The following is a 23,998-nucleotide window of genomic DNA, read 5'->3' on the forward strand; positions in this document are numbered from 1 at the left end:
GCGAGTATCGTGTACATTTACTTTCGAATGCCGATCTGTTTAAATAATAAATAGACGATTCCTGCAACCTTTTTCTTTCTTTATCGTCTAATAGTAATATAACCTTTAAATAACACAAGAATTATGTTATTAGCAACCACTCCAATTATCGAAGGAAAACGAATAACCACTTATTACGGCATTGTGTCTGGAGAAACAATTATAGGTGCCAATGTCTTTCGTGACTTTTTTGCCAGTATTCGTGATATAGTAGGCGGACGTTCCGGTTCATACGAAGAAGTGCTTCGTCAGGCAAAGGACACTGCTCTGAAAGAAATGTCTGAACAAGCTCGCCAAATGGGCGCTAATGCTGTGATCGGAGTTGATTTGGATTACGAAACAGTTGGGGGAAGTGGTAGTATGTTGATGGTAACTGCCAGCGGGACAGCTGTATTTTTGGAATAACAAAGTAACTATAAAGACCATACGGGTGTTACGGAAGTCTGTAACACTCGTATGGATTATATGTTTACCTATTGTTAACGACCTTTGATGATTTCCATCTTATCAATATCGGGTGCCCACCCGTACGAATTATGTAGACGTATTGTGTTATAGCCTTTGCGAAGTTTAACCTTGATAGTTGTTGTAGCTGCTTTATCCCATGTACCGGAATAAAGGTTAGACCGTTTATATTCTGTTCCGTTTACAGCTATTTGGATATCGCGTTTATCACCTGAATAATAAGTTAACTTAAGTTGATAATCTCCTCCTTTGCTAATATACACGTTTCTGAATTCTGCCCAATTGGAAGGTGAGTTTCCAAGATTTTTCATAATGTATTCTCCTGAGGCTCCTGATTTTGGTATAAAATGAGCTGTCTGCTTGTTGTCTGGCAGAAACTCTTTCATGAAAGCATATTCAGCTTCATAACATGTTCGGTCGTGACGTTTGCTACCTTCAAGTCTTATTAAAGCTGTTCCGTGTGCAGGAACTAACGTTTCATAGTAGCCGTTGAATGTTCCCATTTCTTGATGGTTCCATAGATCTCTCACTCGTACATCCCCTGATAAATAGAGCTTATCGAAATCGACTCTGATCTGCTGATCTGTATTGCTCCTGTTATATAGTGCCACTGCACGTAGTTTGCCTTCACGTTTCTGAATGGCTTTTGATAAAATCAGATAGTCCTTTCCCCGTTCAATGGCTTCAGCCTGCAGACCTAATGAATCCTGATTTAATGCGATCACTTCCTTATTGGTAATAATTGATAAAGTCTTTTCAGGAATTGTACGAAGATCGCATCCGATCATTAGGGGAGAAGACATGATAGACCATATTCCAAAATGAGTCTTTTCCTCGTCTTCCGTGAGCCCTCTTCCCACTTCAAGCATATCCATGTCATTATAGTGCCCCGGGCTTGCGTAGGGTGCTAAGTAGAGATTTTTTTCAATGATTCGGTCGATTGTAGTGAATCGTGGATTGATGTCTGTATGGATTCGCCAGGAACCTGCCAACTGGGTAGCCCAAGTGCCCGGAAACTGCCATCGGCATATATTATATCGAACATCTGTCCGTCCTGTCCGGCAGATCGCTTTGTAGATATCCGTATAACGTTGCTGCTCACTTTGTCCGGTCGCTTCACCGCCACACCAGTCTATTTTAATGAAATCGTATCCCCAGTCTTTAAAGAAGGTCCGGCTGTCTATATCATCGTGCTTCCAGAATCCGACACCGATACCGAGTGTATCCGCATCATAGATGGATCCACAAGTGTTACTACCTGCATCAGAATATATGCCTGCTTTCAGTCCCTTTGAATGAATATAGTCGGACAGAACCCTCATCCCATTCGGAAATTTTTCTTTGTTGGCAAAAAGATGCCCTTCCGAATTTCGTCCTCCAAAGTATCCATCGTCTATATTCACATATCCATAGCCTACATCCTTCAGACCCCGGTTGACCATGGCATCAGCTGTTTCTTTTATTAGTTCTTCATTAATATGTACTCGGAATGTATTCCATGAACTCCACCCCATTATGGGAGTATTTGTGTTTTGTGCCATGACAGTTGTGAAAAAGCTTGCCAATAACAGAAGGCAGCAATAAGTAGTAACTTTTTTCTTTTTCATAAGGTGTTGTTTTTGTAAGGTAAAATAGCCTGTATATCCCTGTCCGGTGGTAGGTATATACAGGCTAATTTATATTATTCGGAAAGATGAATTACCAACCCGGATTCTGAACCAGGTTTGAGTTTACATTCAAGTAATCCTGTTTAATCGGACTCAGATACTGTTCACTCCTGAAGATGAATGGCTGAGCATCCAAACGTGCATTTTTATAATACTCTTCGTTGGTTGTACCGTAAGAGTTCAATCCGGTCATACCATTTTCCATACCGCTCCATTCTTTCAGGGCAATCAGCCAACGGCGATAGTCGTATGACATATGTCCTTCGAACATCAGCTCTACAGTTCTTTCACGATGAATTACCTTGCGAAGTTTATCCCCCGATGGAAGTCCTTTGTAGGAAACTTCTACATTAGGAATACCGGCTCTCTGGCGAATCAGGTTAAAGTAGGTCAGTGCATCTCCTTCCAATGTGCCGTTGTATTCAAAGTAGGCCTCTGCATAGTCCAGATACAATTCTCCTAAGCGGATGATAGGGAAAGGGAAAGCTACCAGAGAGTTGCTGGTACCACTAACAAAAGTTTCTGGATGAGCCAGTTTGGCGATAGCGTATGATCCATATAACTGGTCACTTCCCGCATCACGTGTTCCATTCTGTTCCTTGAAGCGCATTTTGAGGTTAATGGTGTCTCCGTTGATCAGGTAGTCTCCGCGGTTGAAGCCAATAGAACCATAGAAACGTGGTTCGCGGTTGCGATGAAGCACTGCTACCGAATCCCCTTCGGCTACTGTGAAACGATGTGTATAGTCAAACTCCGGGTCTTCGTCTATCGGAAGTCCGTTCTTGGTCAGATACATGTCCGCACTGAAAGCCGTTGCACCTAAAGCTCCGTAAGGTGCTCCCGAAGAAGTACTGATACCTTTGGGAATTACGTGTGTCTGAATGGAGTTTCCGTCGGCCCATGTTTCTTTCCAGCCACTATATCCCCAGATCAGTTCTTTATTCCACGCATCCACAATCAGGTTACGTGTATTGGCGATGGCTTGATTAAATTCCGGCAGATTGCCTTTCTTTGTATACTTATAAAGCTCTGCTCCGGCTTGATGTGCCATGTCGATCGCCTTTTTACATTCATCCATGGCAGTTTTCCATTTATTCTTGTCATAAGTCAGGTTCATAAGCAACTGTCCGTCCTTGTTCTTGAAATCTTTATACATATCGGCATTTCCATTGAACTGTGGGCTGGCCGCATACAAGTACATTCTTGCTTTCAGTGCTTGTGCAATAACTTTTGTTGCACGACCGTAGTTGGAAGCTTTTACTGACATAGGCAGGTCTGCAGAAGCGTTGTCGAACATTTTGGCAATCCGTTCTACGCATTCATCATAGGGTACACGTGGCTTGAAGAGTTCTTCTTTCGATGCATTAAGAGGAATTGCTTCGTCAAGTATGACGATAGGACCATAGTTCTGCAACAGCAGGTAGTGGTAGTAGGCAATCAGAAATTTTACTTCACCTTTCCAAAGTACTTTCTTGGCTGCGAGGTCTGCCTCCGAGATTTGTGATGGCTTTACATCATCAATATTATCTAGGAACGTATAACATTGGCGGATACCGTTATATGAACTCTGCCACACATCAATGATCGGATCAGCAGAATTATACAATCCTTGCTGCATTTTCATGAAGGTGAACCAGGTGGTAGTCCAGTGTGCCGATCCGACAGTTTCCGGAGTTGTGCACCAACTGAAGTTTTGGCGGAAGTTCAGATAATTGGGAATGAAAGAATAGCAAGCGAAGACAAAATTCTCGGCTGTCTGTTCGTTTTTGAACGCATCGGCTAGAATAGGGGTGTCGTCGGGAACAATGTCCAGATAGTCACAAGAGTGTAAGCTAGTTCCTATTAGTAAAGCTACAATTATATTTCTTAGTTTCATAATTATTCAGATTTTTAAAAAGTGAACTGTAAACCGATGGAACCCATAATTTGTGTCGGATATTTTAATCCGTTTGAAGTATAGAGTTCCGGATCCCATAATTTAAATTTAGAGAATGTCAGCAGGTTTTGTCCGCTGATATAAGCACGTAAGAACTTATAGGAGTATCCTAATTCCACATTTTTAAGTCGGATATAAGAACCGTCCCTTAGCCAGTAAGTAGAGTTGGGGTTATTATTGTTGTTCTTTCCGTTTGTCAGTCTCGGATACATTGCTTCGGGGTTCGGGTTTGCTTCTGTCCAATGATTATCGGCAACAAACTGCATGACGCCATACGATTCTCCGCCGAAAGGGTGGATGTCACTCAACATGATGCTTCTTTTACCTACTCCTTGAAAGAAGATAGAAGCATCCCATTTTTTGTACTGGATGCTGACTCCCAGACCGTAGCTGATTTGGGGTAATTCCGGATTACCAATATAAGTCTGGTCGTTTCCATCAATCTTTCCGTCCTTATTGAGGTCTGCATATTTAATATCGCCCGGTTGTACTACTCCGGTTAATATCTGCTTAGGGCTGTTGTCAATTTCTTCCTGATCTTTGAAGAGTCCTAATGCAATATAGCCCTTATACTGATTCAAAGGACATCCTACTTGTGACATGTATGCGTATTCGTAGTCAGGTTCGTCTATTTCGATATACTGGTTCTTTGCGTATGTGAAGGTACCTTTGGCAGAAATCATGAAATCTTTGCTGACAGCGTGATTATAGTCTAACGACATGTCAACACCTTGGTTGCGTACCTTACCCAAGTTACCATATGGCCGGAGATCTCCGGTAATACCGCTTTCTGCAGGAATCGTGTTACGTCTGAGGAAGATGTCTTTACGGTCTTCTCTAAAGAAATCTACGTTGAGGCTTAATTTATTGAATAATCCCAGATCGAAACCTACATTATACTTTTTACCGATCTCCCATGTCACCTTTTCAGCTCCATAAGTAGTAATGGTAGCTCCGTTAGATGAGGTTTGCCACTGGTCACCGAATACAAATCCGGCTCCACCCAAATTTACTTTCGTGAGATAGGGGAAACGGTTAGAACCGATATCCGCATTACCTACCAATCCGTACGAAGCACGTATTTTTAAGTTGGAGATGACCTTTGTCAATGGTTCGAAGAATTGTTCGTTGGAAATAAGATATCCGACAGCCAGTGAAGGGAAGAATCCATAGCGGCTCCCTTTTTCAAAATTTTCGCTACCATTGTAGCCGAAATTGAATTCAGCCAAATAGCGTCCGTCATAAGCATAGGTAACACGTCCGGCTAACCCTTGGTTGCGTTCCGGCAGTGTATTGTAATAATTGTTGTCCGGGTTGTTCAGATTGTATTCGCGCTGAAGATATACTAACATTGCTCCGACATCATGTTTGTCGCCGAACATGCGCTGATAGTTCAATGTAGCTTGCAGGTTCATCAGGCGATCTCCCGTAGTGGAAGTTGATGTCTCGAGAGCAGTACGTCCCTTACTAATGGAGTTATAATCATAAATATAGCTTCCGTCTTCTTGCTCCTGGGGGTTCTGTAGTTCATAGAAATAAGGTGAAAAGGAGCGGTTTACAGTAGTCTTCGACCAGTTTTTAAAAGAAACCAGTGCTTTAAAATTTAATCCTTTGGTCAGGAAATCAAGTTTTTGTTCCAGTTCGAAAGCTGTATTAATGGTGTATGCGCTTTGCTTAGAACTACCTTGTACCATGCTTGCATAGGGGTTGCGATAAATACTGAATCCTCCGGAACCGATAGGCCCCCCCGATTTATTTCCGAATATAGTGTGATCTTCACGGTTGATATTCGGATATACAGGTGCGAAATACATTGATGGAGCTTCCATTACGTATTTATACAAATCGTCCATGCTGGTTGACGGGCCATTGTAATTGACTATTTGCGAGTTGATTCTCACATTTACTTTGGTGCTTGAGGTCAACCATGCTCCTACATTGCTTTGGAACGAGTAACGAAGATTCTGTATGTTGTTGTCGAATGTGTTATTCGGGTCTTTTTTCAGCATACCATTATCGTTGTTGATGGAGGCGCTGATGAAATAGTCTACTTTCTTTGTACCGCCCATTACATTCAGGTTGGCCGATTGGTTCATGGAGTAATCTTTAAACATATAGTCGAACCAGTCAACGTTGGGATATACATACTGGTTTCTACCCTCAAGCGTTCCCTGAATTTTGTCATTTGAGAAAGCTGGTGTGCCATCGGGATTACGGGTCAGGATGGCTTCATTTCGTAGTTTCATGGCTGTTACCGCATCGGCCAGTTTGAGTGTGCGTGTCGGTGCGGTAAATGTATTATCGATGCGTACGTTGATGCGTGCTTTTTCAAGATCTTTACCAGTCCGGGTAGTGATCAGGATAACACCATTGGCACCACGGGCCCCGTAAAGAGCTGTAGCCGAAGCATCTTTCAATATTGAAAAGTTCTCGATAGCTTCCGAGGGAATAGCATTCATGTCTCCTGCTGAAACTTCGACACCATCAATAAAGATCAGCGGGTCCGTTGTTCCGCTGAAGGTCGCGGCACCACGTATCCAGAAGTTTGCTCCGTCGGCACCCGGCTCACCGGTACGTTGCATAGAAATCACACCTGCTATACGTCCGGCAAATGATGTGCTCAGGTTACTGGAAGGTACCCGGAGTTCAGCCGGTTTGATAGATTGTACGGCACCTACAACGCTGGCCTTTTTCTGCGTACCGAATCCCACTACCACTACTTCTTCCAGACTTTGGGCATCCGGCACCAGTTTGAAAACAACTATTTTTTTCCCTTTTAACGGAATTTCAACCGGGGTATATCCGATAAAGGAGGCTACTAATGTACTGTTTTCCGGAGCCATTAATGTAAAGTTTCCTTCTACATTAGTGACTGTTCCCAATGCACTATTACCCTTTATTATGATATTTGCTCCCGGAATCCCTTCTCCATTTTCGTCAAGAACTTGACCGGTGATTTTGATTTTTTTTTCCTGTTGTGGTGCTTCTGTCGCAACTTTGCTAATTGTGATCTGACGGTCGTTGATGCTGTACTTCAATCCCACCTCTTTAGATAAAATATTCAGAATTGATTCTACGTTTTGTTTATCTATCGAAACAGAGACTTTTTTCTGTAGTACAGGTAAGAGATCTTTTGAGTACAAAACAACAAATTCACTGTTTTTCTCAATGTATTCCAACACTTCTTTTACAGTTTTATTACTTGCGTGAAGCGTGAAAACAGTTTGCTGGGCATAAGTCTTTGCAGCATAAATCGGAGTAGTGATACTCGGTATAAGTAAAAAAATACTAATTAATAAAAAAAAGGACGTAATCCTTCCTGCCTTATGACAAGGAATTGCTTTCTTTTTCATACATTTACATTGATTTTAGTTAATCATTAAAAGTTTGTGATTTAATAAAAAGTCATTAGAGTCGGATAATATGGGCGTATTATCCGATTTTCTTTTTTATCTACTTTCTTTTCTACATAATGGTGTGTGTTTTTAAGGTTAAACATTGGTTGCTTTAAACTTGTATTATTCTATATAGATAACATTGTTTTTCATTGTATATTCAGCAGGTAAAATAGACAGAATTGACTTCATTACCTGATTTAGATCATCATTCAAGTAGAGTTTACCAAACATTTGCTCGTCCTCTACTGCAGTGGCACATCGTATGTCTTGACCGTAATAATCTCGTAAATGTTGCAAAACTTGTTTCAGGCTTTCTCCTTGCAAAGTCCATATCCCATCAATCCAACTGATATAGTCACGGGCATTTACTTTCTCTTTTCCCGATATACCTTTCTCATTAAGTTCCACTTTCTCATTAGGCACCATTTTTATATGGTGGTTTTGCTGGTCTTTTACATTGACCGAACCATCCACCAGTACGACTGTGGCTTTTTCCTGATTTTTGTAGGCCGATATGTTGAAAGATGTACCCAAAACGCGTACTTCAAATCCGGAAGTATTCACAATAAATGGTTTCGAAGCATCATGTGTTACATTCAGATACACTTCTCCTTCCACATAAATTTCTCTATATTTCCCTTCAAATGCGCGGGGATAAATAACTTTACTCCCGGAATTGATCCATATTTTACTGTTATCGGCTAAGACAATCTGCGAGCGTTTGCCTTTCGGAACGATAATCTGGTTGTACTCCTCTTTACTATCATCTTCTGTAAGTTTATTAGAGTTGACCTGCACCTGGCCTGTTGCGGAATAGACGACCTGGGCATTGTTATCCAATTCTATCTTTTTTTGATCTGAAACGACCAGTGTTACTTCTTTGATGTCCTGTGGAATTTCTGTTTGCAGACTTTGTGCGATCTTATTTAAGTCATGCCTTTCTTCGTCATTCAACAAAAGAAAACAGCTTATTCCTATTAAAAGGGCTACAGAAGCCGCAACTGCTGAATATCTCAGGATACTGAACAGTCGTGTCATCTTATTATTCTTTGAGCCAAGACGAACCGGGGTGTTGCCGGCATTTATCTTTTCCCGCACTTTTGTCCATATCTCCGGTTCACCCATTTCTTCGGGGAGACATCGGTTCCAGAGAAAGTCGAGCTTATCATATTCCTCCTGCTCTTCCGGAGATTCAAATGATGTCTTTTCCGGATGATCGCCATCCTTATTCAGGCGTGAGGCAAATGATTTAAACTTATTCTTTCTCATTACTTTAATAGGTTTACATAAATAAAGACGCAGTTTACCCGGGAATGTCCTATCCGGATTCCATTTTTTTTAGATTATGTTCTGATTTATTTTTTCAGACCACTCGAGATGATCTCTAATGATTTGGCAACGTGTACATTAATGGTCTTTACTGAGATGTTCAACATTTCGGCTATTTCTTTATAGGGTAGGCGTTCTATCTTGGCAAGAACGAAGACTACCTTGCATTTGGGAGGAAGTGTTTGAATGAGGCTATTGATTTGGGCTATCTCTTCTTTACTGATCATCTGTTCGTCGGGAGTTTGCAGATTTCCGATTATCTGGAAGCTGTCTATTTCTTCCCAGGAGGTTATTCCATTTGAATTTTCCGCTTTTCGCAGATAAGAGATGGCTTTGTTGTGAGTTAATGTAAGCAACCAGGCTTTTATATTCTTGATTTCTTCTATTTCTTCCCGGTGCCTCCATACATCCAGAAAGACATCGCTGACTACTTCTTCAGCAGTTTCTTTGGTTCGTACGAAACACTGTGCATAGTAGAACAAGTCTTTCGAGTAGCTATTCACAAAATGACGGAAAGAAGCTTCTTCTCCTTTCTTTATCTTGCTGATATATTCGATGTCGTTGTTCATATATAGAGTAATGGTTGCTATATGTGTGCTGCAAAAATATAAAATATAAACTTCTTTTCTTTATATTTATTATATTCTTTCGTTCTTTAATTTAATAATATGTGGTATTTAAAGGTTGGATTAACTTTTCCTGCTTTTATTTGCATGTTTTGTGTTAACCATAAATGAAAGGCGGGATACTGTCAAAGTGCCCCGCCTTTTGCATCTGTGTTTTGTGGGTTGATAGTAATAAGTTTATTCTGCCACCAGTTCTATTACCCGGCTATTGGTCTGTGAAGTAGTGAATGCATTCAACCCAACTTTCATAAGGTAATCACCGGAGAAAGTTTTTTCGTTACCCGGCAGATTCGATTTCCGGCCTGGCATTAGATTAATTTCTTTCACCCGGTACATTTTTCCGGCATCAAGTCCCTGGAGCTTAATCGGGAGCAGTTTCTCGCCAAAGCGGGGATGGATATCATACGCGAAGAGAACAGCTTTCGAAGCATCCGGTGTGGCATACATAATCGCCATGTGATTGCTTTCATATGGAGAGATGAGGCGGTATTGATCACCATCCAGTATGACAGGCTTCAGGCGCTTATAATTTGCCACGGCTTCTTGGCAATAAGTCAGTTCGTCCGCTTTCATATCTTTCAGGCCGATGTCGAATCCCAATTTACACATGCTGGCAACATCGGTACGGAACTTTACACTCGTCCTGCTGTTCCAACTTGTAACATGGGCACACATGGCTTTGGAAGGGAAGAATTGTGAAAAACCCCACTGGATGAACAAACGCTCTATCGGATCGGTATTGTCCGAACACCAAAACTCTGTGAAGTATTTCAGTGCTTCGTAGTCGCAACGTGCACCACCGCCGGAACATAGCATCATCGGAACATTGGGGTATTTTTCTTTGACCCGTTTCAATACATTATATATACCGCGTACATGATCGATATAGAGTTGTCCTTGTTTGTCTTTTAGATAGGGAGAATAGATATTGGTGATGGGGCTGTTGCAATCCCATTTAAAGAAGGCTACATCGGGATTCTCCGTCATAATCTTATCTACGACACCAAACACGAAGTCCTGCACTTCAGGATTGCTCAAGTCAAGTACCAACTGATTACGGAAATAATAAGTTTCCCGGTTCGGGTAATGGATAGCCCAGTCCGGATGTGTTTCGAACAGGTCGCTCTTGGGATTCACCATCTCCGGTTCAATCCAGATACCGAATTTGACACCGGCTTCTTTCGCTTTCTCTACTAATGCGGGGATTCCTCCGGGAAGTTTACTTTTCATTGCTTCCCAATCGCCCAGACCGGCATGATCGTCGTTGCGTGGATGTTTATTTCCAAACCAGCCATCGTCAAGCAGAAACATATCTACACCCAGATGTTTGGCTTCTTTCATCAATTTACCCAATAACTCTTCATCGAAAGTGAAATAAGTGTTCTCCCAATTATTGAGGAGAGTCATCCGGTCTCCCTGACCATCTTTCAGTTGGTAGTTGCGTGCCCAGTTGTGTAAATTGCGGCTGGCTTCTCCCGTACCGTTGTTACTCAGGGTAAAGATAAATTCCGGGGTAGTGAATATTTCGTTTGCTTTTAATTGATAATTCGAAGCATACGGGTTGATGGCAGGGATTACCCGCAAGTTCCCCTCGTTGTCTACCTCAAAAGTAAACTGGAAGTTGCCTGTCCAGCCAATGGTACCCAATATTACTTGTCCCTGATGTTCTTGTGCAGGCTGTTCCAGTCCGAGTTCGAAGAAAGGTTGCATGTGCATGGCTGCGCGGCTTCCTAATTTTGTATCGAGAATTTTTTTGCCCGGTTGCAGCTGTTGTGTACTCATCTGTACCTCTTTGGCCCAGTCACTGCTGAATTCAGTGAGATAATATTTTTGGTTTGCGAAATAAAGCATCGTTGAAGCATAACGCCATAGAGTGACCGGTTTCTTCTGTTGATGCGTGATCTCACTCCATGTCTTGATTACATTTTGTTTAGGATAAGATACATAGTGCAACGTCACATCTACCGGATACTGGTCGTCTTTCATCCGGATGATGGTCTCTGTCCCGCCTTCTACTGTTTTCTGTTCCGAGGACACATAACGCAGGATGGTACTGGGATTACCGTCGTTGTTTGTAATGGCTACAGCCGGTTCGAAATAGTCTTCCCCACCGGACCCCGGATATACTTCCCATCCGCGTGAGGAGCCGGAAAGATTCTTCAGGTCTTGTTCGTTCAGTAGTTTGTCACCCAGATAAGATTGGTACAGACGTCCGTTCGGAGCAACTTCCAGTATAAGGTCCGTCCGTTCTGTCGAGATGCGAATCTGCTTCGATTCTTGTGCACTTACATGGAGGCAGGCTGCAAGAACCAATAGTGTTGCAAGTAATTTTTTCATGGTATTATTATTGATGTTATAAAATATGCATTGTGCATGCAAAGTAAGATAAACTTCATTATATTCACAAATGAAACGGGAAGAATTGCAAAAGCATTTTATTCTAAATTTCCAGAAACAAAGAAGGTCGGATAAACCGACCTCCTTGATAAGATGAATAAAATTAATTTGTTGTTAATTTTTGATATATGAATTTGCCGTTTTGTTGTTTGCTTAATAATAAAGGGTAATTACTATCATAAAATTCTGGATTATAGAAGAGATCATCCATATCTATCTTTACGTTTTTCAGTTCTAGATTCTTTTTCCCAATTTCTAATCCTAACTTTTTCTTGGAATCAATTCTGGAAAAGACAAAGAGGAATTTCGGATTATCTTTATTTTCGTAAAAGAAAGTTTCAGCTGCATGAATACAAGTATGGCAGCCACGTCGGGGAATAACCACAATGAAGTCATAGGGAGCTAATTCAGCGTCTGAATAATGATTTTCTATTTGTTTATTTAAGTATTGGGTTAACGAGTCTTTCTTACTACAAGATAAGAAACAGAAAGAAAGGCAGACGATTAAAATCCATTTCATAACTTCACGGGTTTAAGAGTTAAGAATGTTAAATAGTCATCATCGTCTGATAACACATTAATGTGGAGTCCCTCGGGTGATACGAATGTATGAGTAAATAAGTTAGTACTTTCTTTTACATCATATTCACCGACCTTATTATAATGGGTATCTAAGATGACTATACTTAAATCTTTTACAGGATTCTTTTTACTATTAATGTTGTAATCGGAAGTTGGTTGAGCTACAATACGATAATACAGACTATTCCATTTGTCGTAGTAAATGCCTGTATACTGGGTCTGAGACCAATAATGCTTAGCTATTTCTCCCATTGTATTTGCTCCTGCCGGTTTACTTGTTTTAGCTGTAGAGTAACCTGCAAAATATCTTTTTGTTTGATCCGTGTCAATATTGTAAATCGAGATACTGTCATCCGCAGGGAAACTTATTACCATTTCTTGTTTATTGTTTAGACAATATGGCACGACTAGATATCCAAAGGTATGCCATGCATTGGTCTTAAGATCACCGTATACGGGAGTGTATGTATTGGCAAATTTTATTGTCTTTTTTTTAATATTGTACAATGCCGTTACAAATTCTTCAGTTGTAGTCATGCTTTCCAACCTTTTCCCACTTTCTCCTTGTAGGATAATGTTGTCTCCAACTTTGCAGATGGGAGTGCTGGTGGTAGGTAATGGATATGCTTTGACTATATTATCATCACTATTAGGTAGTAGCATTGAGGCAAGTTCATCTGTATTTACTATTTCTCCTTTATGATTGACTAGAAGTAATTTGCGTGACCAATAATCATATAAATATGTGGAATCTCTATTGATATATAAAAATCCCATAATGTTATTATTGATAGCATGAGGACCTTCTTTATGGAGCTGTATTTTGTCTATTGCTTTACCGCTCTTCACATCAAAAATACAGATGTTTTTCACCGGTTTATTATATAGTGCCAGCTTTAAACTATCATGTTCTATATATGTTTGTACATACTCTAACACTTGGGTTGTACTATCATCCAAATGAAAAGTTTTGTGGGCAAGTTCCTGCATTGTATAGAGCTTCTTTCCTATACGATTATATTTCTTAGTTTGTTGCTCACAAGCCGACATTAGAATGATTGTACAAACCCAAATAGTTGTAGCAATAAATGCTTTGCTCATAATCTTTTTAGATTAATTATTTCCAGAACATCTTACTGCGTCACTTGCTCCTTTATCTACACAAGCATCTCCTCCACTTCCTCCTGTCAATGGAAGGCAATAACCTGTGTTATTGCTAGGATTGGAGCTCGTTTCGCAACCGGCAACAGCTTCAGCGTTGTTTAAAGCTATTTCTGAAAATACCGTTTTCGGCGTGTGAGAAGTTGCTGTGTATACTCCAATAATTCCAAGTGCAAAAATAAAACTTACGAATGCAATTTTCTTCATAATGATATATTTAAAATTAATAATTTTTCAAAGGTAGATATTTTTTTTTTGTAATGTCAATGAATAAAATGTGTTTTTTGAGGCTAAATGTAAATTAGGCAATTTTTTTAAAGAGTCTAAATAGATATAGTATGATCCTTCCATATATGATATTATAAATATCCTTTGGCTATTCGCTATATGTTATTAGAGGTGGCTATTTTGTAACATTGATTGAAGGATACAAAGCATTCTTGATTATTTTTGCTTGATAAAGCAAAGGAATTTTAAGGTTCCTATAATAAATAGATAGACAGAGAATCTACCGCTAAATATGACGAAGAACCTATTACCTTACTTTTATTCCTTTAATTTATGGTTAGATTTGCTTATCTCGTTTAGATTCAATACTTTTAGGCTTTCGTTAAACCTTTAAATATTGTACGTCTATGGATAGCATCCTTTTCTGGCTTGTTCCGCTTGCCTCTGTTCTGGCTCTCTGTTTTGCGCTCTATTTTCATAAGCAAATGATGAAAGAGAGCGAAGGTACTCCGCAAATGATTAAGATTGCCGCTGCTGTACGTCGGGGCGCTATGTCTTATCTGAAGCAACAGTATAAGATTGTTGGCTGGGTCTTTCTGGGACTCGTGATTCTGTTCTCTGTAATGGCTTATGGTTTTCAGGTACAGAATGCCTGGGTACCGATAGCTTTTCTGACCGGGGGCTTTTTCTCCGGACTTTCGGGTTTTCTGGGAATGAAAACTGCCACTTATGCTTCGGCACGTACTGCTAACGCTGCGCGTACGTCACTGAATGCCGGACTTAGGATTGCCTTCCGAAGTGGGGCTGTGATGGGACTGGTGGTAGTAGGGTTGGGGTTGCTCGACATCTCTTTCTGGTATTTGTTGCTTAACTGGGCGATTCCCGCTGATGCACTGACACCTACCCATAAACTCTGTATCATTACCACTACGATGCTCACTTTCGGTATGGGTGCCAGTACACAGGCGCTCTTTGCCCGTGTAGGCGGGGGAATTTATACAAAGGCCGCTGATGTGGGAGCCGATCTTGTAGGTAAAGTTGAGGCCGGCATTCCGGAAGACGATCCGCGTAATCCTGCTACCATTGCCGATAATGTAGGTGATAATGTAGGCGATGTGGCAGGTATGGGTGCCGACTTGTATGAATCTTATTGTGGTTCTATTCTGGCAACGGCTGCTTTGGGTGCTGCCGCCTTTATTCATACGGGTGATACGGTGATGCAGTTTAAAGCTGTGATTGCCCCGATGCTGATTGCTGCTATCGGTATCATTCTTTCCATTATCGGTATTTTCTCTGTCCGCACCAAGGAGAATGCCACCATGAAGGATCTGCTTGGTTCGTTGGCTTGGGGAACAAATCTGAGCTCGGCTTTGATTGTAGTGGCTACTTTTTTCATCCTATGGCTCTTGCGACTGGACAACTGGATGTGGATTTCGTGCGCGGTAGTTGTAGGGCTGGTTGTGGGTATTGTCATCGGTCGTTCGACGGAATATTATACTTCTCAATCCTATCGTCCTACTCAGAAGTTGAGTGAAAGCGGTAAAACCGGTCCCGCCACAGTTATTATTTCAGGTATCGGGCTTGGTATGTTATCTACGGCTATTCCGGTGGTTGCGGTGGTGATCGGCATCATTGCCTCCTATTTGCTGGCTTCCGGTTTCGACTTCGACAATGTAGGAATGGGGCTTTATGGCATCGGTATCGCTGCTGTCGGTATGCTTTCTACATTGGGTATCACGCTTGCTACGGATGCTTATGGCCCGATAGCAGATAATGCCGGTGGCAATGCAGAAATGTCCGCTTTGGGTAAAGAGGTCCGTAAACGTACCGATGCGCTCGATTCGCTGGGAAATACAACGGCGGCTACCGGAAAAGGGTTTGCCATTGGTTCGGCAGCTCTGACAGGATTGGCATTGCTGGCATCTTATATCGAGGAGATCCGTATCGGACTGACCCGTTTGGGTAATCTGGAACTGACCTTCCCGAATGGAGATACCATTACTACGGCTAATGCCACATTTGTAGACTTCATGAATTACTATGAAGTAAACCTGATGAATCCGAAAGTACTTTCCGGTATGTTCCTCGGTTCGATGATGGCATTCCTGTTTTGTGGACTGACTATGAATGCAGTCGGTCGTGCGGCCGGACACATGGTAGATGAAGTACGACGTCAGTTCCGCGAGATGAAAGGTATCCTGACTGGAGAGACCGAACCGGATTACGAGCGTTGCGTCGCTATCTCTACGAAAGGGGCACAACGTGAAATGGTGGTTCCTTCTCTGATTGCCATCGTTGCGCCGATTCTTACCGGGCTGATATTTGGTGTCCCCGGTGTATTAGGCTTGCTGATTGGCGGATTGAGCAGTGGGTTTGTACTTGCCATTTTCATGGCCAATGCCGGCGGAGCATGGGATAATGCGAAGAAATATGTGGAAGAAGGGAACTTTGGCGGTAAAGGCAGCGAGGTACACAAAGCTACAGTGGTGGGTGATACTGTCGGTGATCCGTTTAAAGATACGTCCGGTCCGAGCCTGAATATCCTGATTAAACTGATGAGCATGGTTGCTATCGTCATGGCGGGATTGACTGTTGCCTGGAGCCTGTTCTGAGTTCTAAAAAAGACCGTTTTATCCTTCTCCTACAGAAAATGTGTTTCGATCTTCCATCTTCCACCTTTTAATGACCAATTGCTTATATTATTGTGTGTTAACAAGGTGGAAGATGCGTTTTTAAGGCCGTTTATCTTCCACCTCTATCTTCCATCTTCCACCCTCTTTCAGGGAGGTTGGTTTAATGTTAAATATCTGGGAGTTAGATAGATGAAACTGCTTTTCTATGGATAAATGTCAGTAATAGCATTTTGCTTTCCTTCATACCTTTAGCGATTATGGTTTGAAGTTTATCCCGGCCCTTGTACCCGGGCTGGTGAGCCCGCATACCTGTGCCCATGGGCCCGCATACCCGGGCTTATGAGCCCGGGTATGCGGGCCGGGATAAAGTTATGGTAACAGATGCTTGTTCTCTTATTCTTAATGTGTTATAGATGCTATGACGGATGCTTGCTTTCTTCTTAATCTTTTTGCAGAAAAGGTAGATACTCCTATTCCGGATAGTAAGATGAGATTCGGTTTGTTCTGTTGTTCATTTCCGTTTAATTGATTACATTTGCCATGTTAAATAAAAGAAACGATGCTCTTACCCTGGTTAAACGAAGAACTGATAGAAGCCGGTTGTGATGAAGCCGGACGTGGTTGTCTGGCGGGTGCGGTTTATGCCGCTGCTGTGATCCTGCCCAAAGATTTTGAGAACGAGTTGTTGAATGACTCCAAGCAGTTGTCCGAGAAACAACGTTATGCTTTGCGCGAAGTGATTGAACGGGAAGCCATCGCTTGGGCAGTCGGCATTGTTTCACCCGAAGAGATTGATAAGATAAACATCCTGAATGCTTCGTTTCTTGCCATGCACCGGGCAGTAGATGGGCTAAAAACCCGTCCTCAGCATCTGCTGATCGATGGAAACCGTTTCAGGAAATATCCCGATATTCCCCACACCACCGTCGTAAAGGGAGACGGCAAGTATCTTTCGATAGCTGCCGCCTCTATTCTTGCAAAAACGTATCGTGACGACTATATGAATGGGCTGCATCAGGAATTTCCATGTTACGGCTGGGACCATAACAAGGGGTATCCGACGAAAAAACACCGTGCGGCTATTGCCGAAAACGGTGTTACTCCTTATCATCGTATGACCTTCAACCTGTTAGGCGATGGACAGCTGGAGTTGTTTCCTAAATAGACAATCCTTTATCAGAACCACTTTATTTTCCTGAAGATAACAAAAGAAAGAGTCGACAGGAGTACGGATATCAGAATAATCAGCATGAAGGCATGAGGCATCTCTTCCAGGTGTATATCCACATTCATGCCATAAAAACTGGCTATTAACGTGGGGATCATCAATGTGATGGAAAGGCTTGTCATGCGTTTCATGATGGCGTTCACATTGTTTGAAATGATAGACGCAAAGGCATCCATCGTCCCTGTGAGAATATCGCTGTAAATGTTGACCGTATTGAACGCCTGCTTCAGTTCAATGATAACGTCTTCCACCAACTCTTCATCCAGAAAGTCGGTATCTTGAAAGATGGTTTTTAGTTTACCGATCATCACTTCGTTGCCGCGGATGGAGGTGTTGAAGTAGACCAGTGTCTTCTGCAACTTCATTAAGCGTAGTAAATCTTCGTTACGGATGCTGCGTTCCAATTCCTTTTCGGCAGCGGTGATGTCAATATTTATCTGTTTCAGGTACTTCAGGAACCAGACTGCCGAGGAATAAATCAGGCGGAAAATCAGATCGAGTTTGTTGCGCACTTCGATTCCTTTCCGGCGGGTATGCTCGATGAAATCCGGAATCATATCCGTCTGATGGTAACATACCGAAACAATGATTTCATTGTTGGTGATGATGCCGATGGGGACGGTGATGTAGGGGAGGCTGCTTTGAGTGTTCTGTACCGGTATGCGCAGAATGGTCAGCAGCCAGTTACCTTCGGTTTCCGTTCGCGGGCGTTCATCGGTATCGGCTATATCGTTTAAAAAAGATTCAGGGACTTTCAGCGTTTCGGTCAGAAATTTAAAATCACTGCTGTCCGGGCACACTACGTTGACCCAGCTGTTCGGAAGCCATTGTGCTTTTTCCACAAAGCCGGCTTCACAATAAAGATATGTTCTCATCTTAATTGCCTCCTTTCGTTTGTTGATGTCCGAGCAGAGGCATTACCGCAGAATGACTCTGTTCGTGTTAGTTAATACTGTTGCACGTTCGCGGGTTTGAATCGTCCATATTCTGTTTTTTATTTTTAAAGCGGCGCAAAAGTAAGGAAATCATTTCAAATCCACCGCATTTTTTCTTCCTTTTTGTCTGATAGGGAGATAGCTTAACATAGATTAAACGTGTTCGTAATTAACTTTTTTGTACCTTTGCACCCGAAAATCAGAACGACAATTAAATTTTAGAATATTATGAGTAAGAAAGCCCTTTTAATGATTCTTGATGGTTGGGGATTAGGCGACCACGGGAAAGATGACGTAATCTTCAACACTGCTACTCCGTACTGGGATTATCTGATGGAGACCTATCCTCACTCTCAGTTGCAGGCCAGCGGTGAAAACGTAGGTTTGCCCGACGGACAGATGGGTAACTCAGAAGTGGGTCACCTCAATATCGGTGCAGGACGTGTAGTTTATCAGGATTTGGTAAAGATCAATCTCTCTTGCCGTGATAACAGCATCCTGAAGAATCCGGAAATCGTTTCAGCTTTCTCTTATGCAAAAGAAAATGGAAAGAATATCCATTTCATGGGATTGACTTCAGATGGCGGTGTGCACAGTTCTCTGGATCACCTGTTCAAACTTTGTGATATTGCTAAAGAATATAATATTGAGAATACTTTCGTTCATTGCTTTATGGACGGACGTGATACAGACCCGAAAAGCGGTAAAGGCTTTATCGAACAGTTGGAAGCACACTGTGCCAAGTCTACCGGTAAAGTAGCTTCTATTATCGGACGTTACTATGCCATGGACCGTGATAAACGTTGGGAACGTGTGAAAGAGGCATATGACCTGTTGGTAAACGGTATCGGTAAGAAAGCTGCTGACATGGTGCAAGCTATGCAGGAGTCTTACGATGAAGGTGTAACGGATGAGTTCATCAAACCGATTGTGAATGCCAATGTAGACGGTACCATTAAGGAAGGCGATGTCGTTATTTTCTTCAATTACCGTAATGACCGTGCTAAGGAACTGACAGTCGTTTTGACGCAACAGGATATGCCGGAGGCGGGTATGCACACTATTCCCGGGTTGCAGTATTACTGTATGACTCCGTACGACGCTTCGTTCAAAGGTGTACACATTCTCTTCGACAAGGAAAATGTTGCTAACACACTTGGAGAATACCTGGCTGCTAAAGGAATGAAACAGCTTCACATTGCCGAAACAGAGAAATATGCTCACGTAACATTCTTCTTTAACGGCGGTCGCGAAACTCCGTACGATAACGAGGACCGTATCTTGGTTCCGTCTCCGAAAGTTGCCACTTACGACTTGAAACCGGAGATGAGTGCCTATGAAGTAAAAGATAAATTGGTGGCTGCCATCAACGAGAATAAATACGATTTTATCGTTGTGAATTATGCAAATGGTGACATGGTAGGCCATACCGGTATCTACGAAGCCATTGAGAAAGCGGTAGTTGCGGTAGATGCTTGCGTGAAAGATACCATTGAAGCTGCCAAAGCTCAGGGGTACGAGGCTATCATCATTGCTGACCACGGTAATGCTGACCACGCTCTGAATGAAGACGGTACTCCCAATACGGCTCACTCTTTGAATCCTGTACCCTGTGTATATGTGACAGAAAACAAAGATGCAAAGGTAGCAGACGGACGTTTGGCAGATGTGGCTCCTACTATCCTGAAGATTATGGGATTGGAAGCTCCTGCTGAAATGAACGGTCAAGTTTTAATTAAGTAAAAGCCTGATAAACAGATAGGAGGGCGGAGTTCTACTCCGCCTTTTTTATAGGATAGAATTATGATTCAGATAGATGACGTTGTTGTAAGCCTGGATGTGCTTCGCGAAAAGTTTATATGCAACCTGGATGCCTGCAAAGGTGAATGTTGCATTGAAGGAGATGCCGGGGCCCCGGTAGAACTGGAGGAAGTGGAGAAACTGGAGGAAGTGCTTCCGGTCGTTTGGGACGAATTGTCACCCGAGGCGCGTGCCGTGATAGACAAGCAGGGAGTGGTGTATACCGATCCGGATGGCGATCTGGTGACTTCCATTGTGAACGGAAAGGACTGTGTGTTTACCTGTTATGACGAGAAAGGATATTGTTATTGTGCCATCGAGAAAGCATACCGGGAGGGAAAAGTAAATTTCTATAAACCGGTCTCTTGCCATCTGTATCCCATACGGGTAGGTAATTATGGACCTTATAAGGCGGTAAACTACCATCGGTGGGATGTGTGTAAGGCTGCTGTATTGTTGGGCCGGAAAGAGAATGTGCCTGTCTACCGTTTCCTGAAAGAACCGTTGATTCGCAAGTTTGGTCAGGAGTGGTATGATGAACTGGAAATTGTGGTAAAAGAGTTACAGGATAGAGGGATGATATGAACAGACAAGTAAAGAAGATACTCAAGATCAGTGGCATCACATTGGGCTCTGTACTCTTGGTGCTGCTTGTAGCCATTGCTTTCGTGATTAATTTTATCGTAACTCCGAAGAAACTGACTCCGGTCGTGTTGGATGCTGCCAATCAGACTCTGAATGCACACTTGGATATGGAAAGCGTAGAATTGACTTTCTTTTCGACTTTCCCACAATTTGGACTGAAAGTTAAGAACGGCTCTCTGGTGTCCAGAACTTTGAATGATAGTAATTGGTGTAAAACCGATTCATTGCTTTCTTTCAAAGAGTGTGTGCTGACTGTAAACCCGGTGGCATATTTGACGGAGAATCGTATTATCGTTCATAATCTCTCTTTGGACGAAGTATCAGTGTATGCCTACCGGGACAAGGCCGGACAGGCAAACTGGGAAGTGACCCGTGCTTCGGCAGATACGATTCCGGAAGATACTGTGTCTGCTGACTTTGATAGCGAAATTGATATCCGGAATATCGAACTTAAACATGCCAATCTCATTTTCGATGACCGGAATACGGATATCTATTCGCGGATAGATGATGCTAATCTGAAGTTGAGACTTTCATTGACAAAAGGTGTTTCTACCCTGGGACTGAAGTTCGACAATAAGAATATACTTTTCTGGCAACAGGGAGAATTGCTGGTCAATAAGATAGCTACTTCTCTTCGGACGGATATTACGGTGGATCGTCAGACTGCTGTCTGGAAACTGAAAGATACGGAGCTTAATGTAAATGGGATTCAATTGGATGTGAACGGGGCATTCCGTCGGGATACTGTGGCAAAAACGATCGGTATGGATCTGGAATATGGCTTGCATGCTCCATCTATGGAGACAGTACTTCGAATGATTCCGAAAGCATATGTGAAAGACAGTAAAGTATCGGCCAAAGGGGAGGTTACTGTCAGTGGCAGGGTGAGAGGTGTGTATGGTGACAAAAAGTTACCGGCTGTGTCATTGAAGATCGGTATTAAAGAGGCTTCGGCACAATACAAGGGTTTGCCGTATGGCATTGATGAGGTGACGGCGGATTTTGATGCGTATGTCGATCTGATGCGTCATCAGCCTTCTTATCTGAATCTGAAAATCTTCCACTTTAAGGGGGCGCATACCGAAGTACTGGCCGATGCGAAAGTAGACGATTTGTTGAACGATCCGTTGATCACTTTTCATACCAAGTCGACCGTTGACCTGGATGCACTTGCCAAAACCTTTCCGTTACAGGAAAGTGTGACGATCCGGGGTAAACTGGATGCGGATATGGGAATGAAGTGTCGTCTTTCTACTTTGAAGAAGCAGGACATCGGACGTATGAAGTTGGGAGGCAAGCTCGAACTGAATGATTTCGAATTGAAAGATACTGCTAAAGATTTCAACTTCCTGGGTAATGCGACTTTCCGTTTCCGTGATAACGAGACTTTGCAGGCTCAGGTGGATATCCGGAAACTGGTGTTGAGAAGCCGTTTGCTTTCTTCTGATATTGAACGGTTGGTTGCCAACGTAACTTCTACTAATCCGCAGGATACTACCCGTATCGTTTCTTTGCAGTGCGATATGGAAGTAAGTAAACTTCATGCTTCGATGGGAGATTCGATAAAGTTATACAGTGCCCGTGCTAAGGCCCAAGCGGCTTTGGAACCTCAGGAAGCGGATGTAACAAAGCCGGCGGTTGATTTCTCGCTTCGTGCCGATTCGCTTTTCTTCAGTGCGGCGGAGACTCGTATGGCTATGAATGTGGCCGGCATCAAGATGAAAGCTGAGAAATTAAGTGACTCTTTGTGGGTGCCTAAGGGAATCGTTGGTTTCGATCGTTTGCGTTTCCGTACACCGGAGTTCGGATTGCCCATCCGTATGGCAAAGACAGCGGTAACAGTCGATGGGCCGAAAATCAGGCTGAAGAATGCTTCTGTCCGTATCGGACGTTCTGACATGACGGCTACCGGTGATATGGAGGGCGTTTACAGGGCTATGACGAAAGGCGAGAAGCTGACAGCGCATTTATCCCTTACTTCCAATCTGATAGATTGCAATCAATTAATTAATTCATTGTCTTTTCCTCAGGACACTACGGAAGTGCTTACCGACAGTGTGCCTTCGGAGATGAAGTTATTCGTGATTCCCCGAAACATAGATTTTGAACTGCAGACAGATTTGAAAAAGGTAGTTTTTGAAAAAATGCTTTTTGAAAATGTGCATGGTGCGGTGGATATTAAAAATCAGGCCATACATCTGGAAGACCTTTCGATGCGCGCTCTCGATGCGGATATGAAAGCGGTAATGGTTTATAAGGCCAGTAGCCCGCGTGGTGGATATGCTGGTTTCGATTTCAAAATCCGGAATATCAATATTGCAAAGCTGGTTGATTTCGTGCCTTCACTCGACACGATAGTGCCCATGCTCCGTTCTTTTAAAGGGCGTGTTATGTTTGATGTGGCAGCCGATGCCCGCTTGGATTCGGCTATGAATATCCGTATCCCGACTTTGCGCTCGGCTATTCATATCAAAGGGGACAGTCTGGTTCTGATGGACGGGGAAACCTTTGCTGAGATTTCAAAGATGTTGATGTTTAAGAATAAGAAAGAAAATGTATTCGACAGTATTTCTGTCAATGTGACGGTACATGACGGTAATGTGACCGTTTATCCGTTCCTCGTAGAGATAGACCGTTATAAAGCGGCTATCGGCGGTGAACAAGGACTGGATATGAATTTTAATTATCATATTTCCATTCTTAAATCGCCATTGCCGTTTAAAGCCGGAGTAAATATTACAGGTAATCTGGATAAAATGAAATTCCGCATTGGCAAGGCTAAGTATAAAGATGCGGTTACTCCTACTGCAGTGCATCGGGTGGACAGTACCCGTGTGAATATGGGTAATGAGATTGTTAACCGCTTCCGGAGAGTAATTACCGGACGAAGGCCCAGGCAGAAATAAGTGTTGCTTGCCCTCTTCTG

General features: G+C 42.6%; 16 protein-coding genes. 6 read left to right on the forward strand and 10 right to left on the reverse strand.

All coding sequences use genetic code 11. The features are described from left to right. Positions 1-123: 123 nt before the first annotated feature. The gene (locus FDF36_RS13025; protein WP_005822750.1) at positions 124-444 is read left to right on the forward strand and encodes a heavy metal-binding domain-containing protein; all 321 of its coding nucleotides are present in this window, start codon (positions 124-126) and stop codon (positions 442-444) included. 74 nt (positions 445-518) lie between these two features. Here FDF36_RS13025 and FDF36_RS13030 read toward each other — a convergent pair whose 3' ends face one another. The 9 genes from FDF36_RS13030 to FDF36_RS13070 all read right to left on the reverse strand — a co-directional run bounded on the left by FDF36_RS13030 (position 519) and on the right by FDF36_RS13070 (position 13,807). Further along, positions 519-2,111 carry an alpha-galactosidase D gene (locus tag FDF36_RS13030; RefSeq protein ID WP_220391600.1) on the reverse strand — a complete coding sequence of 531 codons (1,593 nt, stop codon included), beginning with the start codon at positions 2,109-2,111 and terminating at the stop codon, positions 519-521. A 91-nt stretch (positions 2,112-2,202) separates the two neighbouring features. Beyond that, complete coding sequence (locus FDF36_RS13035) at positions 2,203-4,047, reverse strand: RagB/SusD family nutrient uptake outer membrane protein (protein WP_220391601.1); 1,845 nt, start codon at positions 4,045-4,047, stop codon at positions 2,203-2,205. Between the two features lie 14 nt (positions 4,048-4,061). Further along, the gene (locus tag FDF36_RS13040) at positions 4,062-7,460 is read right to left on the reverse strand and encodes a SusC/RagA family TonB-linked outer membrane protein (RefSeq protein WP_220391602.1); all 3,399 of its coding nucleotides are present in this window, start codon (positions 7,458-7,460) and stop codon (positions 4,062-4,064) included. A gap of 165 nt (positions 7,461-7,625) precedes the next feature. Further along, a complete protein-coding gene (locus FDF36_RS13045; protein WP_220391603.1) occupies positions 7,626-8,774 on the reverse strand; it encodes a FecR family protein in 1,149 nt (382 codons plus the stop codon). Between the two features lie 86 nt (positions 8,775-8,860). Continuing rightward, positions 8,861-9,403: an RNA polymerase sigma-70 factor gene (locus tag FDF36_RS13050; RefSeq protein ID WP_220391604.1), complete on the reverse strand. Its 543-nt coding sequence runs from the start codon at positions 9,401-9,403 to the stop codon at positions 8,861-8,863. A gap of 234 nt (positions 9,404-9,637) precedes the next feature. Then, the gene (locus FDF36_RS13055) at positions 9,638-11,797 is read right to left on the reverse strand and encodes an alpha-galactosidase (protein ID WP_220391605.1); all 2,160 of its coding nucleotides are present in this window, start codon (positions 11,795-11,797) and stop codon (positions 9,638-9,640) included. 163 nt (positions 11,798-11,960) lie between these two features. After that, on the reverse strand, positions 11,961-12,377 hold the full coding sequence (locus FDF36_RS13060) for a hypothetical protein (RefSeq protein ID WP_220391606.1): 417 nt from the start codon (positions 12,375-12,377) through the stop codon (positions 11,961-11,963). Continuing rightward, positions 12,374-13,540, reverse strand: a complete 1,167-nt coding sequence (locus FDF36_RS13065) for a DUF4221 domain-containing protein (RefSeq protein WP_259281441.1) — start codon at positions 13,538-13,540, stop codon at positions 12,374-12,376. The genes FDF36_RS13060 and FDF36_RS13065 overlap by 4 nt, the downstream gene beginning before the upstream one ends. A 12-nt stretch (positions 13,541-13,552) precedes the next feature. Continuing rightward, on the reverse strand, positions 13,553-13,807 hold the full coding sequence (locus FDF36_RS13070) for a hypothetical protein (RefSeq protein WP_220391607.1): 255 nt from the start codon (positions 13,805-13,807) through the stop codon (positions 13,553-13,555). Positions 13,808-14,235: 428 nt separating this feature from the next. Here FDF36_RS13070 and FDF36_RS13075 point away from each other — a divergent pair, with 428 nt between their 5' ends. Further along, entirely contained in the window at positions 14,236-16,440 is a 2,205-nt protein-coding gene (locus FDF36_RS13075) for a sodium-translocating pyrophosphatase (RefSeq protein WP_005779303.1), read from the forward strand. Positions 16,441-17,020: 580 nt separating this feature from the next. Then, a complete protein-coding gene (locus FDF36_RS13080) occupies positions 17,021-17,626 on the forward strand; it encodes a ribonuclease HII (protein WP_005779299.1) in 606 nt (201 codons plus the stop codon). Positions 17,627-17,637: 11 nt separating this feature from the next. Here FDF36_RS13080 and FDF36_RS13085 read toward each other — a convergent pair whose 3' ends face one another. After that, on the reverse strand, positions 17,638-18,564 hold the full coding sequence (locus FDF36_RS13085) for a magnesium transporter CorA family protein (RefSeq protein WP_032542926.1): 927 nt from the start codon (positions 18,562-18,564) through the stop codon (positions 17,638-17,640). A 288-nt stretch (positions 18,565-18,852) separates the two neighbouring features. Between FDF36_RS13085 and gpmI the strand changes: the two genes are divergently transcribed. From gpmI to FDF36_RS13100, 3 genes are read left to right on the forward strand one after another with little or no spacing between them, the layout of a single operon-like run. Continuing rightward, positions 18,853-20,367, forward strand: coding sequence for a 2,3-bisphosphoglycerate-independent phosphoglycerate mutase (gene gpmI, locus FDF36_RS13090; RefSeq protein WP_005779296.1), 1,515 nt, complete (start codon positions 18,853-18,855; stop codon positions 20,365-20,367). A gap of 60 nt (positions 20,368-20,427) precedes the next feature. After that, on the forward strand, positions 20,428-21,009 hold the full coding sequence (locus FDF36_RS13095; protein WP_005779295.1) for a DUF3109 family protein: 582 nt from the start codon (positions 20,428-20,430) through the stop codon (positions 21,007-21,009). Continuing rightward, positions 21,006-23,978, forward strand: a complete 2,973-nt coding sequence (locus FDF36_RS13100) for an AsmA family protein (protein WP_220391608.1) — start codon at positions 21,006-21,008, stop codon at positions 23,976-23,978. The genes FDF36_RS13095 and FDF36_RS13100 overlap by 4 nt, the downstream gene beginning before the upstream one ends. Positions 23,979-23,998: the final 20 nt, after the last annotated feature.

Origin of the sequence: Bacteroides fragilis, from assembly GCF_019583405.1 — a bacterium.
Classification (GTDB): domain Bacteria; phylum Bacteroidota; class Bacteroidia; order Bacteroidales; family Bacteroidaceae; genus Bacteroides; species Bacteroides fragilis_B.

Excerpts from the sequence above, each read along its gene's own strand:
- FDF36_RS13095 (WP_005779295.1), top strand. The coding sequence starts at position 20,428 with ATGATTCAGATAGATGACGTTGTTGTAAGCCTGGATGTGCTTCGCGAA.
- FDF36_RS13075 (WP_005779303.1), top strand. The coding sequence starts at position 14,236 with ATGGATAGCATCCTTTTCTGGCTTGTTCCGCTTGCCTCTGTTCTGGCT.
- FDF36_RS13060 (WP_220391606.1), bottom strand. The coding sequence starts at position 12,377 with ATGAAATGGATTTTAATCGTCTGCCTTTCTTTCTGTTTCTTATCTTGT.
- gpmI (WP_005779296.1), top strand. The coding sequence starts at position 18,853 with ATGAGTAAGAAAGCCCTTTTAATGATTCTTGATGGTTGGGGATTAGGC.
- FDF36_RS13070 (WP_220391607.1), bottom strand. The coding sequence starts at position 13,807 with ATGAAGAAAATTGCATTCGTAAGTTTTATTTTTGCACTTGGAATTATT.
- FDF36_RS13055 (WP_220391605.1), bottom strand. The coding sequence starts at position 11,797 with ATGAAAAAATTACTTGCAACACTATTGGTTCTTGCAGCCTGCCTCCAT.
- FDF36_RS13040 (WP_220391602.1), bottom strand. The coding sequence starts at position 7,460 with ATGAAAAAGAAAGCAATTCCTTGTCATAAGGCAGGAAGGATTACGTCC.
- FDF36_RS13085 (WP_032542926.1), bottom strand. The coding sequence starts at position 18,564 with ATGAGAACATATCTTTATTGTGAAGCCGGCTTTGTGGAAAAAGCACAA.
- FDF36_RS13030 (WP_220391600.1), bottom strand. The coding sequence starts at position 2,111 with ATGAAAAAGAAAAAAGTTACTACTTATTGCTGCCTTCTGTTATTGGCA.
- FDF36_RS13025 (WP_005822750.1), top strand. The coding sequence starts at position 124 with ATGTTATTAGCAACCACTCCAATTATCGAAGGAAAACGAATAACCACT.
- FDF36_RS13045 (WP_220391603.1), bottom strand. The coding sequence starts at position 8,774 with ATGAGAAAGAATAAGTTTAAATCATTTGCCTCACGCCTGAATAAGGAT.
- FDF36_RS13065 (WP_259281441.1), bottom strand. The coding sequence starts at position 13,540 with ATGAGCAAAGCATTTATTGCTACAACTATTTGGGTTTGTACAATCATT.
- FDF36_RS13100 (WP_220391608.1), top strand. The coding sequence starts at position 21,006 with ATGAACAGACAAGTAAAGAAGATACTCAAGATCAGTGGCATCACATTG.
- FDF36_RS13035 (WP_220391601.1), bottom strand. The coding sequence starts at position 4,047 with ATGAAACTAAGAAATATAATTGTAGCTTTACTAATAGGAACTAGCTTA.
- FDF36_RS13050 (WP_220391604.1), bottom strand. The coding sequence starts at position 9,403 with ATGAACAACGACATCGAATATATCAGCAAGATAAAGAAAGGAGAAGAA.
- FDF36_RS13080 (WP_005779299.1), top strand. The coding sequence starts at position 17,021 with ATGCTCTTACCCTGGTTAAACGAAGAACTGATAGAAGCCGGTTGTGAT.